The organism is Micromonospora pisi, from assembly GCF_003633685.1.
Taxonomy (GTDB): domain Bacteria; phylum Actinomycetota; class Actinomycetes; order Mycobacteriales; family Micromonosporaceae; genus Micromonospora_G; species Micromonospora_G pisi.
On sequence record NZ_RBKT01000001.1, the window covers coordinates 5,649,697 to 5,663,045 of the forward strand.

The following is a 13,349-nucleotide window of genomic DNA, read 5'->3' on the forward strand; positions in this document are numbered from 1 at the left end:
GCCCCCATGGCACGACCTGACGGGCGGCAGCCCGATGAACTCCGGCCAGTGACGTTGACCCGGCAGTGGAGCGTGCACCCGGAAGGGTCCGTGCTCGTCGAGTTCGGCCAGACCCGGGTGCTCTGCACGGCGAGCGTGACCGAGGGGGTGCCCCGCTGGCGCAAGGGGTCGGGGCTCGGCTGGGTCACCGCCGAGTATTCGATGCTGCCCCGGGCGACCACCACCCGGTCGGACCGGGAGAGCGTCAAGGGCCGGGTCGGTGGCCGGACCCAGGAGATCTCCCGCCTGATCGGGCGCAGCCTGCGGGCCTGCATCGACCTGAAGGCCCTCGGCGAGAACTCGATCGTTCTCGACTGTGACGTGCTGCAGGCCGACGGCGGCACCCGTACCGCCTCGATCACCGGCGCGTACGTGGCGCTGCACGACGCGGTCGGCTGGTTGGCCGAGCGCAAGGCGCTGGCCGGCAAGCCCGCGTCGGTGATGCACCGCTCGGTCGCCGCGGTCAGCGTCGGCATCGTCGACGGTGAGCCCCGGCTCGACCTGAACTACCTCGAGGACGTGGCCGCCGAGGTGGACATGAACATCGTCTGCACCGGCACCAGTGACTTCGTCGAGGTGCAGGGGACCGGTGAGGCCAACGTCTTCGGCCGGGACCAGCTCGACGCCCTGCTCGACCTCGGGGTGCTCGGTTGCGTGGAGCTGGCCGACGCCCAGCGCAAGGCCCTGGCCGAGTAGGACCGGCGTGCCCCCGGCGGCCGTTCGCCGCCGGGGCAGGCAAGACCCGGCCCGCACGCGCGGGACCGGCGGTGGAATACACCAACCCGGCCGTACGGCCGGACAACCGTGGAGCGAGGAGAGCGGATGACCCGGGTGCTGCTGGCGACCCGCAACGCCAAGAAGTTGGTCGAACTGCAGCGCATCCTGGATGGCGCGCTCGGTCCACAGCGGATCGAACTGGTCGGGTTGAATGACCTGCCGGTATACCCGGAGGTGCCGGAGACCGGTCTGACCTTTGGCGAGAACGCACTGCTGAAGGCACGTGAGGGGGTCCGGCACACCGGGCTGCCGACGGTCGCCGACGACTCCGGACTCGCGGTTGACGCGCTCAACGGCATGCCGGGCGTGTTCAGCGCCCGGTGGTCGGGCAAGCACGGCGACGACCGGGCCAACCTGGAGCTGGTGCTGGGCCAGGTCGGCGACGTACCGGACGAGCACCGGGGTGCCGCGTTCGTCTGCGCGGTGGCGCTGGTCCTGCCCGGTGGCAAGGAGCACCTGGTCGACGGTCGGCAGACCGGTCGCCTGCTGCGCGCGCCCCGGGGTGAGGGCGGCTTCGGCTACGACCCGATCTTCCTGGGCGACGGCCAGGAGAAGACCAACGCGGAACTCAGCCCGGCCGAGAAGGACGCGGTGAGTCACCGGGGCAAGGCGCTGCGTGCCCTGGCCAAGGTGATCGCCAAGGTCCTCCTGCCCAACTGACCCCGCACCGCTACCGCGTAAGGAAGGGCCCCTTGTTAACGCTATGCGTTAACAAGGGGCCCTTCCTTACGCCAGGGGGCCGAGGTGGGACTCGATGGTGGTGCGCAGGTCCCGGGAGATGACGGTGGCGCGGGCGGATTCGAGCGCGGGCGCCAGGAAGATGTCCGGGCCGGGTACGCCCGCGAACCGGGCCACCACGTCGACCGCGGCCCGGCCGGCGGGTGACGGGGTCAGCGGCGCCCGTAACTGGAGCCCGCGTACGGCGGCGAGCAGTTCCACCGCGAGCAGGCTGGTCAGGTTCTCCAGCACCGTACGGAGTTTGCGGCCGGCGGCCCAGCCCATCGAGACGTGGTCCTCCTGCATGCCACTGGTCGGCAGCGAGTCGACCGACGCGGGGGCCGCCAGCCGGCGGTTCTCCGCCACGATGCCGGCCGCCGTGTACTGGGCGATCATCAGCCCGGAGTTGACCCCGGCGTCGGGGGAGAGGAACGCCGGCAGGTCCCGGGAGCGGGTGATGTCGAGCAGCCGGTCCACCCGGCGTTCGGAGATCGCGCCGACCTCGGCGGCGGCGATGGCGAGGAAGTCGGCGGCGAAGCCGAGCGGTGCGCCGTGGAAGTTGCCGGTGGACTCGACCCGGCCGTCCGGCAGCACCACCGGGTTGTCGACCACCGAGACGAGTTCCCGGGCGGCGACCGAGGTGACGAAGTCGAGGGTGTCCCGGGCCGCACCGGCGACCTGCGGGGCGCAGCGCATCGAGTAGGCGTCCTGGACCGCGTGCACCAGGTCGTCCCGGTGCGAGTCCATGATTCCGGAGCCCTGGAGCAACCGGTGGATGTTCGCCGCCGACACGGCCTGCCCCGGATGCGGGCGGATGCGGTGCAGTTCGGGCTGGAACGGCCGGTCGGTGCCGAGCATCGCCTCGATCGCGAGCGCGGCGGTCACGTCCGCCATGGTGAACAGGTGGGCGGCGTCGTCGATCGCCAGCAGCAGCATGCCGAGCATGCCGTCGGTGCCGTTGATCAACGCCAGCCCTTCCTTGGCGGCCAGCTCGATCGGGGCCAGCCCGGCCCGGTGCAGCGCGACCGAGGCGTCCTCGCGGGCACCGCCCTTGCCCAGGGTCCAGCCCTCGCCGAGCAGCGCCAGCGCGCAGTGGGCCAGCGGCGCCAGGTCACCGGAGGCGCCGAGTGACCCGTGTTCGGGCACCCACGGGGTGATGTCGTGGTTGAGCAGGTCGACCAGGGACTGCGCGACCAGTGGGCGTACGCCTGAGTGGCCGAGCGCGAGCGAACGTACCCGCAGCAGCATCATCGCCCGTACCACCTCGCGCGGCATCGGCGCGCCGATGCCGGCGGCGTGCGAGCGGATCAGCGCGTGTTGCAGCTCCGCCCGGCGTGACGGTGCGACGAAGGTGTTCGCTAGTGCGCCGAAGCCGGTGGAGACGCCGTAGACCGGGCGTCCGTCCTGCTCGATCCGGTCCACGATCGCCCGGCTGGTCTCCATCGCCTCGATGGTGGCCGGGTCCAGGACGACGGTGGCGGTGCCTCGGGCGACGGCGAGGACGTCGGAGGGGGAGACGCCGGTCGGCGTCACGGTGACTACTGACATTGCGGTACTCCGTTGTGCAGGACCTGGCGGATCAGCGGTACCCCCGGCCGGTAGGCCAGGTGCAGATGGGAGGGGGCGTCGAGCAGGGTCAGGTCGGCGCGCGCGCCCCGGCGGAGCACACCGATGTCGTCGCGGCGCAGCGCCCGCGCCCCACCGGCGGTCGCGGCCCAGACCGCCTCCGCCGGGGTCATACCCATTTCGCGTACGGCGAGCGCGACGCAGAACGGCATCGAGGAGGTGTACGACGAGCCGGGGTTGCAGTCGGTGGCGAGCGCGACCGTGGCGCCGGCGTCGAGCAGGCGTCGGGCGTCCGGGTAGGGCGACCGGGTGGAGAACTCCGCCCCGGGCAGCAGGGTCGCGACCGTCACCGGCTCCGCACCGGAAACCCAGTCGACCTTCGTCGAGGCGAGCGCGTCGATGTCGGCGCCGGTCAGGTGGGTGCAGTGGTCGGCGCTGGCCGCGCCGAGTTCGACCGCGAGCCGTACACCCGGTCCGGGTCCGAGTTGGTTGGCGTGCAGCCGTACGCCGAGGCCGGCGTCCTGGCCGACGGTGAGGATCGCGCGGGCGTGGTCGGCGTCGAACGCGCCCCGTTCGCAGAAGACGTCGATCCAGCGGGCGTAGGGCAGTGCGGCGCGCAGCATCGGCCCGCAGACCAGTCCGACGTAGTCGTCCGGGCGGTCGGCGTACTCGGCCGGGACGACGTGCGCGCCGAGGAAGGTGGTCTCGGTGGTGAACTCGCCGGCGATCCGCAGCGAGCGGGCCTCGTCGGTGACGCTGAGCCCGTACCCGCTCTTGATCTCGATCGTGGTGGTGCCCTGCCGCAGCGCCTCCATCCGCAACCGGGACACGTTGGCGCGCAGGGTGTCGTCGCTGGCGGCGCGGGTGGCGCCGACCGTGGTCCGGATGCCGCCGCCGGTGTACGGCTGCCCGGCCATCCGGGCCCCGAACTCGGCCGCCCGGTCACCGGCGAAGACCAGGTGGGAGTGGCTGTCGACGAAGCCGGGCAGCACCGCCGCGCCGTCGGCGTCGATCCGCCCGTCGGCGGCCGGGGCGTACTTCGCCGGCCCGATCCAGGCGATCCGGCCACCTTCGATCAGCACCGCCGCCCGGCGTCGGATGCCGAGTGGGCCACCCTCGCCGTAGGGCTCGTTGGTGACCAGTTCGCCGATGTTGTCGACCAGCAGGCTCGGTCCGGTCTGCGCGTTCACGGCCACACCCCGCGGATCGACCGCCCCAGTTCGGCGGCGACGTCGACCGAGACGTGCCGGCCGTCGCGGACCACCACCCGCCCGTCGACCAGTACGTCGGTGACGTCGGCGGCGGTCGCGGCGAAGAACGCGCCACCGGGCGGGACGGCTGCCGTCCGTACGCTGTCCAGGCGGACCGTGACCAGGTCGGCGCGGGCGCCGACGGCGATGGTGCCGGCGTCGGACCAGCCCAGTGCGGTGTGCCCGGCGGCGGTGGCGGCGTGCGTCAGCTCCTCCGGGGTGAAGTGGCCGCGACGTTCGGTACGCAGCCGTTCGTCGAGTTCGACCGCACGCGCCTCCTCGAACAGGTCGATCACGGCGTGGCTGTCCGAGCCGAGGCTCAGCGGGCTGCCCGAGTCGGCCAGCGAGCGGGCCGGTCCGATGCCGTCGGCGAGGTCCCGTTCGGTGGTCGGGCAGAGGCAGGCACCGGTCCGGGTGGAGCCGAGCAGTTCCAGGTCGGCGCCGCTCAGGTGGGTGGCGTGCACCGCGGTCGCGGTCGGGCCGAGTACGCCCATGTCGGCGAGGAGCTGGGTCGGCGTACAGCCGTGGGCGGCGAGGCATGCCTCGTTCTCGGCCCGCTGCTCGGAGAGGTGGAAGTGAAGCGGGTCGCCCTGGTTGCGGTAGGCGAAGGTGGCGAGCGCGCTGAGCGGGACGGCGCGCACGGAGTGCAGCGCTGACCCGATCCGGGCGTGCGGGGCGGGACGCAGCAGGTCGTGCCGTTCCGACCAGGCGTCGAGGTCACGGTCGCCGAAGCGGCGCTGGATCCCGTCCAGCGGCTGGCCGTCCACGGTGGAGGTGAGGTAGAGCGTGTCGAGCAGGGTGATCCGGATGCCGGCCTGGGCGGCGGCTTCGACCAGCGCGGCGCCCATCACGTTCGGCTCGGCGTACGGGCTGCCGTCCGGTTGGTGGTGCAGGTAGTGGAACTCGCCGACACAGGTGATCCCGGCGAGCGCCATCTCGGCGTACGTGGCGCGGGCCAGGGCCAGGTACCGCTCCGGGTCGAGCGTGCCGGCGACCTCGTACATCCGGTCCCGCCAGCTCCAGAACGTGCCGCGTTCGGTGTGGGTGCGCCCGCGCAGCGCCCGGTGGAACGCGTGCGAGTGCGCGTTCGCGAGGCCGGGCAGGGTGACCCCGGCCAGCCGGGTCACGCCTGGCGGCGCCGCCACCCCGGCGCTGACCGTACGGAACCTGCCCTGTTCGACCTCGATCAGTACGTCCAGGCTCGGCTGCTCGTGCCCGGGGAGCCAGGCGTACTCGGCGTGGAACCGCCCGTCCGGCGGTGGTCCGGCTGGTCCGGCTGGTTTGGTGTTGGTGGTCATGGCGCGTCCCCTGGCTCGGTGTCGGGGGTGGTTTCCGGTCCGGTGGCGAGGGTGGTGAGTACGTCGGCGAGGCGGGCCACTCCGGCGGCGCAGTCGATGTCCTCGGCCGTCTCGGCGGGCGAGTGCGACACCCCGGTCGGGTTGCGGACGAAGAGCATCGCGGTGGGCAGGTGTCCGGCCAGCACCCCGGCGTCGTGCCCGGCGGCGGTGGGCAGCACCGGTACGCCGCCGTGCAGGACGCGCTGGAACAGGTCGATCAGTCCGCCGTCGAACTCGACCAGCGGGGTGACCGACTCGCGGGTGAGCCGTAGCGCGGTGCCGTCGCGTACGGCCCGCTCGGTCGCCTTCTGCCCGATCGCCTCGATCAGGGTGTCGAGCGTGGCGACCTCGGCGGCGCGAGCGTCCAGCCAGCCGCGGACCAGCGACGGGACGGCGTTGGTGGCGTTCGGTTCGACCTCGACCCGGCCGACCGTGGCCTGGGCGCCGAAGCGGCGGGCCTCCTTGTTCGCGGCGAGCACGGTGAAGGCGTACGTCAGCATCGGGTCGCGCCGGTCGGCCATCCGGGTGGTCCCGGCGTGGTTCGCCTCGCCGGTGAAGTCCATCCGCCAGCGACCGTGCGGCCAGATTCCGCTGGCCACCCCGACCGGTGCGGCGAGGTCGACCAGGGCCCGCCCCTGTTCGACGTGGAGTTCGACGAAGGCGCCGATCCGGGCCAGCAGGTCGGGGCGGGCACCGGCCGGTTCGTCGCCGAGCGCCTTGGCGAGGGTGATCCCGTCCCGGTCGGTCAGCGCCGCGGCCCGGTCGACGTCCAGTTCACCGGTGAGCAGTCGGGAGCCGAGGCACGGTACGCCGAACCGGGCCCCCTCCTCTTCGGCGAAGGCGACCACGCCGATCGGTCGTCGCGGTGCCGGCCCGTGTTCGCGTATCCGGTCCAGGGCGAGCCAGGCGCTGACGATGCCGAGCGGCCCGTCGTAGGCGCCGCCGTGCGGGACCGAGTCGAAGTGGCTGCCGACCAGGACCGCGTCCCCGGCTCCGGGGTCGCCGTACCAGGCGATGAGGTTGCCGTTGCCGTCGGACTCGACCGGCATGCCCCGGTCGGCGGCCTGTTGCCGGAACCAGTCCCGTAGCCGCAGCTCCGGTTCGGTGAAGGCGAACCGCAGGTAGCCGCCGCTGACCGGGTCCCGCCCGACGGGCGCGATCTGGTCCCAGAGCTTCCGGAACGCGGCGACGTCCCCACCGTTAGGAAGGGGCCCTTCTACAACGGAATCCGATAACAAGGGGCCCCTCCTTACGCCTGGGTCATGGGGACGGTGAGAGCGGTACGGGTGGCGACGTCGGCGGCGGCGGGGTAGCCGGCGTCGACGTGGCGGAGCACGCCCATCGCCGGGTCGTTGGTGAGTACGCGTTCGATCTTCTGCCCGGCGAGCGCGGTGCCGTCGGCGACGCAGACCTGCCCGGCGTGGATCGACCGGCCGATGCCAACACCACCACCGTGGTGGATGGAGACCCAGGACGCGCCGCTGGCGGTGTTGACCAGTGCGTTGAGCAGCGGCCAGTCGGCGATGGCGTCGGAGCCGTCGGCCATCGCCTCGGTCTCCCGGTACGGCGAGGCGACCGACCCGGCGTCCAGGTGGTCCCGCCCGATCACCACCGGGGCGGAGAGTTCACCGGAGGCGACCATCTCGTTGAACCGGACCCCGGCCCGGTCCCGTTCGCCGTAGCCGAGCCAGCAGATCCGGGCCGGCAGCCCCTGGAAGGCGACCCGTTCGCCGGCCATCCGAATCCACCGCGCCAGTGATTCGTTCTCCGGGAACAGGTCCAGCACGGCCCGGTCGGTGGCGGCGATGTCGGCCGGGTCACCGGAGAGCGCGGCCCAGCGGAACGGGCCCCGACCCTCGCAGAAGAGCGGCCGGATGTACGCCGGCACGAAGCCGGGGAAGTCGAAGGCGCGCTCGTATCCGGCGAGCTGCGCTTCGCCCCGGATCGAGTTGCCGTAGTCGAAGACCTCGGCCCCGGCGTCGAGGAAACCGACCATCGCCGCCACGTGCCGGGCCATCGAGGAGCGGGCCCGGTCGGTGAACTCGGCCGGCTTCGCGGCGGCGTACTCGGCCGCCTCGGCGAGTTCGACCCCGACCGGCAGGTACGACAGCGGGTCGTGCGCGCTGGTCTGGTCGGTGACGATGTCGATCTCGACGCCGCGTACCAGCAGCTCGGGGAAGACCACGGCGGCGTTGCCGACGACGCCGACGGAGAGGGGGCGGCGCTCCCGTTTCGCGGCCAGCACCGCCTCGATCGCCTCGTCCAGCGAGTCGGCGACCTGGTCCAGGTAGCGGTCCCGGACCCGGCGGGCGAGCCGCTCGGGGTCGACGTCGACGATCAGGCAGGCGCCGCCGTTCATGGTCACCGCGAGCGGTTGGGCGCCGCCCATCCCGCCGCAGCCGGCGGTGAGGGTGAGGGTGCCGGCGAGGGTGTCGTTGAACCGCTTGGCGGCGACCGCGGCGAACGTCTCGTAGGTGCCCTGGAGGATGCCCTGGGTGCCGATGTAGATCCACGATCCGGCGGTCATCTGGCCGTACATGGTCAGGCCGAGCTGTTCCAGGCGGCGGAACTCGGGCCAGTTGGCCCAGTCGCCGACCAGGTTGGAGTTGGCCAGCAGGACCCGGGGCGCCCATTCGTGCGTACGCAGCACCCCGACCGGCCGACCGGACTGGACCAGCATGGTCTCGTCGTCCCGGAGCTCGGTGAGGGTCCGGATCAGCGCGTGGTACGAGGGCCAGTCCCGGGCGGCCCGCCCGGTGCCGCCGTACACGACCAGATCCTCGGGGCGCTCGGCGACCTCCGGGTCGAGGTTGTTCATCAGCATCCGCATGGCCGCTTCCTGGGCCCACCCCACGGCGGTACGGGTGCTGCCGCGCGCGGCGCGAACGGGTTGGTACATCGGGGTCTCCTCCGCAGCGTTGGGGAGTGGTCGGGATTCGGGTGCGGTTGGTGGTGGCGCGTCGGTTCAGTTGAGGAACACCTGGCGGCGGGCGGCGGACTGTTCGAACTCCTCCAACCGGCGCTGGGTGTGGCTGGGGGCCGCGTCGCAGATCGCCTGGAGCAGCACCATGGCCAGGGTCATCGGGGCGGTGTGCAGGTCGAAGACGAGTTGGGCGCCGACGGCGGCGGGGAGCACGATGTCGGCGTACTCGGCGGCGGGGCTGACCGCCGAGTCGGTGATCACGACGACGGAGAGTCCGGCCAGCCGGGCCTCGCGGAGCGCGTCGAGCGATTCGCGCGGGTAGCGCGGCAGCACGATCGCCAGCAGGGCGGTGGCCCCGGCCGTCTGGGCCTGGTCGAGCCGGTCGGCGAGGAGGCTGCCGCCGGTGTCGAGCACCCGTACGTCCGGGTGCACCTTGGCCGCGAAGTAGGCGAAGTACGCGGCGAGCGGGGCGGCGGCGCGCAGGCCGAGCACCGGCAGGGGGCGGCTGTTGGCCAGCAGTGCCCCGGCGGCGGTCACCCGGTCCGGGTCGACCAGCTGTTCGGCGAGCCGGTGCAGGTTCTCCACCTCGTCGCGGACCGCCCGCTGGAGTTCGTTGCCGACGGGTACGTCCGCGGCTGGTCGGCCGTGTCCGGCGGCGGTGATCTCGCGGAGCCGGCGGCGTAGGGCCGGGTAGCCGTCGTAGCCGAGCGCGATCGCGAACCGGGTCACCGAGGGTTGGCTGACCTGGGCGAGTTCGGCGATCTCGGCGGCCGACAGGTAGGCCGCCGAGGCGGCGTGCTGGACGAGGCTGTGCGCGATCCGGCGCTGGGTCGGGGTCAGCCGGACGCCGTGGAACAGGTCGAGCACCTGGTCCATGGGGGCTGCCGCACCGGAGACGAAGACCGCATCCCGGACAAGTGAATCCTCATTCACATGCGCACTCTATGCATGAAAACATTCACATGGCAATGAGGCGCCGCCGAACGTGGCGGGACCGTGACCCGCGCGGCGACGTGATAAAACCAACCCCGTGGATGGGACCCGGTTCCGACGCACGATCGCCCGTACCCCCCTCGCGCCCGTGGCGGCCTTCCCCAAACGGCTGCTCCGGGTCGCCCGACACGACGCCCGGGTGCTCAGCGTCTCGGCCCGCTGGCTGCTCACCTCGCGCGAACACCACAACTACACGTACGACCTGACCCGGCTGAGCCGTGAACACCTCGCCTGGTTCGTCAGCGTCCTGACCGACACCCCGGTCAAGCAGGTCCGCGACTACCTCGCCGAGATCGAGTCCGACCAGGCGCTGCGGCAGCACATCGAACGGACCACGGCGACCTCGGCGCGGCGCGGCCTGGCCGACCGCCAGGTGCGCTACGCGCGACGGATCGGCTGGTACGCGATCGTCCGCGCCACCCGACCGGCGCACGTGGTCGAGACCGGTGTGGACAAGGGACTCGGCACCTGCGTGCTCGCCTCCGCACTGCTCCGCAATGCCGCCGAGGGCCACCCCGGCCGGGTCACCTCGCTCGACATCAACCCGGAGGCCGGCTACCTGGCCCGGGTGGAGCCGTGGGCCGGCGTGGTGGACCTGGTCATCGGCGACTCGATCGCCTCGATCCGGGCGCTGGATCGCCCGGTCGACCTGTTCCTGCACGACAGCGACCACAGCGCCGGTCACGAACGCAACGAGTTCGAGGCGGTCGAGTCGAAGCTGTCGCCCGACGCGATGCTGCTCACCGACAACGTCACGGTGACCAACGTTCTTGCCGAGCACGCCGAGCGGACCGGTCGCCGCTTCCTCGCCTACCGCGAGACCCCGGCCCGGCACTGGTTCCCCGGTGACGGCATCGGGGTCGCCTGGTAGACCCGGCGACCTACGGCCCGCACACTCGACTGAACCAGCTATCGCAACGCCTGTGGTAGCAATGTCGCCATGCCCGAGTTGAGCCTGCCTACCGTACGCGTGCGTCGATCCTTCCTTGACGCCATGGCCGAGTTCCGCGGCGAAGGGCGGGGAGATCCCGCCGACACCAGCATGATCGGCAGTGAGCTCCGCGATTTCGGGCACCGTTGGTCGTCGCCGGACGGCTTCTCCACGTACGTCGACTGGCTGCGGTCCCAGGTGCGGGAGGACTCACCCCGGCCGGACGGCCACGTGCCGTCGACGACACTGTGGTGGGTCGAGGACGACGACTACCTCGGTCGCCTCGCGATCCGGCACCGTCTGACACCCGGCCTGCTTGAGTACGGCGGTCACATTGGCTACGACGTTCGGCCATCGGCGCGGCGCCGTGGTTACGCCACCGCGATGCTGCGCGCCGCGTTGCCGGTGGCGCGGGGCCTGGGCATCGAATCCGCGTTGGTGACGTGCGACGTCACCAACGTCGCCTCCCGCAAGGTGATCGAGGCCAACGGCGGGGTCCTCGAGGATCAGCGCGGTGACAAGTGGCGCTTCTGGCTGCCGACCTCCTGACCTTTGGCCGGGTCACGGGCCAGGTAGCAGGGCGGGTTCCGCGTGCGGCGGTCGGGCCGTGCCGAGGTCGGTGCAGTGCGCGATCGTCGCGTCGTCCGCCGCCACCGCGTGACGCGCCTCCGCCTGCCGGACCCGGCGGATGATTTCGGCGGGCCCGCTCGATGCCAGCACGGCCATGACCTCGGGCCAGTCGGCGAGGCGGAACCGGTCCACGATGCGGCTGGCCCCATTGCTGAGTAGGACCGCGCTGGTCAGCTCGGAGATCGGAGAGCTTCCGGTGATCGCCTCGTCCGCCGCGCTCGGATCGTCCTTGGCCACCCAGAATCCGCCCGGCTGGTTCCGGTTGGCGCGCAGGTCCCGGAGAACCCGGTGGTACTCGTCGCTACCCTCGCCGGCGGCCTCGAGCGCGGGCAGGTACGACCGGCTGATGACCACCTCGCGAGGATCGGATACGACGTACGGCGGACCGTCTGCTCTGTCCAGCACGAGGACCGAGTCACCGAGCACCAGGTGCTCGATGAGGCCGTCGGACAGGCGCAGGATTGCCACGGTCGCCGACGGGCTGATCGGGTCGGCGACGTCGCAGGTGTGCCGGTGATCGTCCGTCACCTGCTCGATGGCCTCGGCGAGCAGCGCCGAGAGGCTGCGGCCCGGTACGCGTGACAAGAGGCCGAGCAGGCTGCCGCCGAGGCGGTTGGCGTACCAGGCCACGCCGTGCCGGCAGATCGATTCGGTGCCGGGGATGCCGGCCCCGTCGATCAGCACCGCTGCCGTCGGTACGGCGCCGGTGAAGTCCTCGTTCGCGCGTCCAGCCCGTGCTGCGGCGCTCGTCATCGTCACCCGCATCTCCGACCGCCTCCCTCCCCCCCATCAAACGCCTGCCCCCCCGCCTCCCTCCCCCCGCCCCCCGCCCCGCGATCTAGGGCGAAACCGCGTGGATCGATCTTCGACGGCAACGATTTGCCCTAGATCGGCGAGGCGAGGCGGGTGGGCGAGGGGGGAGGGCGAGGGGGGAGGGGGGAGGGGGTGGTGCTTGGGGGTTAGCGGAGCTGGGCGGGGGGTAGGAGGCCTGGTGCCGGGGTGAGCGGCAAGCCCCGCGGTACGGAGATACGCGCCGCGTCGACGGTCTCACCACCACAGAGTGCGGCGTCGACGAGTTGGATCGTCGCCGCGCTGATCGGGTCTGCGGGGTACTGGTAGTGGCTGACGTTCAGCGCCACGCTCACCTGCCGTTTCCCGTCCGGGGAGTGCAGCGACAGCGTGTGGTAGCCGAACACCTGACCGTCGTGTCCGTACGCGTCGCCGCAGGCCAGCGGCAGCGACAGGAGGCCGAGTCCGTAACGCAGGCCGGTCGGGTCGGCCGGGTTGGTCGGCAGGAACCGCAACAGTTCGGCCTGTTGGGCCGCGCGCAGTAGTCGGCCGTCGAGCAGCGCGCGGTAGAAGCGGTCCAGGTCGGCGGTGGTCGAGACCAGCTCGCCGGCCATCTGGCCCCAGGACATGTTGTAGTCGGTGAAGTCCCGCAACTCGCCCTCGTACCAGGGCACGTAGCCCCGGCTGTGCGGGCCGGTGATGCGCGGCTCGGTGCCGGGGAAGTAGGTGTCGCGTAGTTCCAGCGGGCGCAGGATCCGGCGGCGGATCTCCTCGGCGGCCGGTCGGCCGGTGACCCGCTCGACGATCAGCCCGGCCAGGATGTAGTTGGTGTTCGAGTAGGCGAAGGCGGCACCGGGCGGGTTCGTGCGCGGCATGTCGAGCCCGGTCCGGACCAGTTCGCGCGGAGTGAACGTGGTGGTCCGGTGCTGCTCGACCTGCTCGGCGGTGGCGAAGATGACCTGGTCGTAGCTGCCGATCCCGCTGCGGTGGTTCAGCAGCATCCGTACGGTCACGGCGTCGTCCGGCATCAGGCCCGGCAGGTAGCGCCGGACCGGTGCGTCGAGCGAGATCCTGCCCTCGCCGACGAGTTGGAGCACTGTGGTGGAGACGAAGGTCTTGGTGATGCTGCCGACCCGGTGCCGGTAGTCGGGGCGTACCGGTCGGCCGGTGGTGATGTCGGCGATGCCGCCGGCGCCGCGCCAGGTGGCCCGGCCGTCGCGTACCTCGGCGAAGACCCCGACCATGCCGGCATCGGTGATTTCCCGCAGCGCCGCGTCGAGCGCCGCGACCGGCAGCCCGCCGTCGGTGTGACCGGTGGCTGCCGGCTCCGCGGCCGCCGGGGCCGTCAGACCCCCGACGAGTACGGCTGTGGCCAGCGCTCCGGCCAGCGACGAGGA

Annotated in this window: 12 protein-coding genes; 4 read left to right on the forward strand and 8 right to left on the reverse strand. The window is 72.2% G+C overall.

Translation table 11 applies throughout. From position 1 onward, the window contains the following. Nucleotides 1–6: 6 nt before the first annotated feature. Both rph and rdgB read left to right on the forward strand, forming a co-directional pair. Complete coding sequence (gene rph / locus BDK92_RS24210) at nt 7–735, forward strand: ribonuclease PH (RefSeq protein WP_121158770.1); 729 nt, start codon at nt 7–9, stop codon at nt 733–735. 126 nt (nt 736–861) lie between these two features. Then, nucleotides 862–1,476 carry an RdgB/HAM1 family non-canonical purine NTP pyrophosphatase gene (gene rdgB, locus BDK92_RS24215; protein WP_121158771.1) on the forward strand — a complete coding sequence of 205 codons (615 nt, stop codon included), beginning with the start codon at nt 862–864 and terminating at the stop codon, nt 1,474–1,476. Nucleotides 1,477–1,542: 66 nt separating this feature from the next. On the opposite strand, the gene hutH is transcribed toward rdgB, so the two are convergent. The 6 genes from hutH to BDK92_RS24245 form a co-directional block, all read right to left on the reverse strand. After that, the gene (gene hutH / locus BDK92_RS24220; protein WP_121158772.1) at nt 1,543–3,081 is read right to left on the reverse strand and encodes a histidine ammonia-lyase; all 1,539 of its coding nucleotides are present in this window, start codon (nt 3,079–3,081) and stop codon (nt 1,543–1,545) included. Beyond that, a complete protein-coding gene (hutI, locus tag BDK92_RS24225) occupies nt 3,072–4,289 on the reverse strand; it encodes an imidazolonepropionase (RefSeq protein ID WP_121162533.1) in 1,218 nt (405 codons plus the stop codon). Before hutI ends, hutH begins: the two co-directional genes overlap by 10 nt. Continuing rightward, entirely contained in the window at nt 4,286–5,647 is a 1,362-nt protein-coding gene (locus BDK92_RS24230; RefSeq protein ID WP_121158773.1) for a formimidoylglutamate deiminase, read from the reverse strand. The genes hutI and BDK92_RS24230 overlap by 4 nt, the downstream gene beginning before the upstream one ends. Further along, a complete protein-coding gene (locus tag BDK92_RS24235; protein WP_121158774.1) occupies nt 5,644–6,924 on the reverse strand; it encodes an allantoate amidohydrolase in 1,281 nt (426 codons plus the stop codon). Before BDK92_RS24235 ends, BDK92_RS24230 begins: the two co-directional genes overlap by 4 nt. A gap of 11 nt (nt 6,925–6,935) precedes the next feature. Further along, entirely contained in the window at nt 6,936–8,585 is a 1,650-nt protein-coding gene (gene hutU, locus BDK92_RS24240) for a urocanate hydratase (RefSeq protein WP_121158775.1), read from the reverse strand. Nucleotides 8,586–8,651: 66 nt separating this feature from the next. After that, complete coding sequence (locus tag BDK92_RS24245; protein WP_121158776.1) at nt 8,652–9,485, reverse strand: MurR/RpiR family transcriptional regulator; 834 nt, start codon at nt 9,483–9,485, stop codon at nt 8,652–8,654. Between the two features lie 154 nt (nt 9,486–9,639). Between BDK92_RS24245 and BDK92_RS24250 the strand changes: the two genes are divergently transcribed. Continuing rightward, complete coding sequence (locus tag BDK92_RS24250) at nt 9,640–10,473, forward strand: class I SAM-dependent methyltransferase (protein ID WP_121158777.1); 834 nt, start codon at nt 9,640–9,642, stop codon at nt 10,471–10,473. Nucleotides 10,474–10,542: 69 nt separating this feature from the next. Continuing rightward, nucleotides 10,543–11,082 carry a GNAT family N-acetyltransferase gene (locus BDK92_RS24255; protein ID WP_121158778.1) on the forward strand — a complete coding sequence of 180 codons (540 nt, stop codon included), beginning with the start codon at nt 10,543–10,545 and terminating at the stop codon, nt 11,080–11,082. Between the two features lie 12 nt (nt 11,083–11,094). Here the strand turns inward: BDK92_RS24255 and BDK92_RS24260 are convergent, their stop codons facing one another. Together BDK92_RS24260 and BDK92_RS24265 are read right to left on the reverse strand one after the other, a co-directional pair. Further along, a complete protein-coding gene (locus BDK92_RS24260) occupies nt 11,095–11,928 on the reverse strand; it encodes a protein phosphatase 2C domain-containing protein (protein WP_121158779.1) in 834 nt (277 codons plus the stop codon). Nucleotides 11,929–12,122: 194 nt separating this feature from the next. Continuing rightward, a complete protein-coding gene (locus tag BDK92_RS24265) occupies nt 12,123–13,328 on the reverse strand; it encodes a serine hydrolase domain-containing protein (protein WP_121162534.1) in 1,206 nt (401 codons plus the stop codon). Nucleotides 13,329–13,349 lie beyond the last annotated feature (21 nt).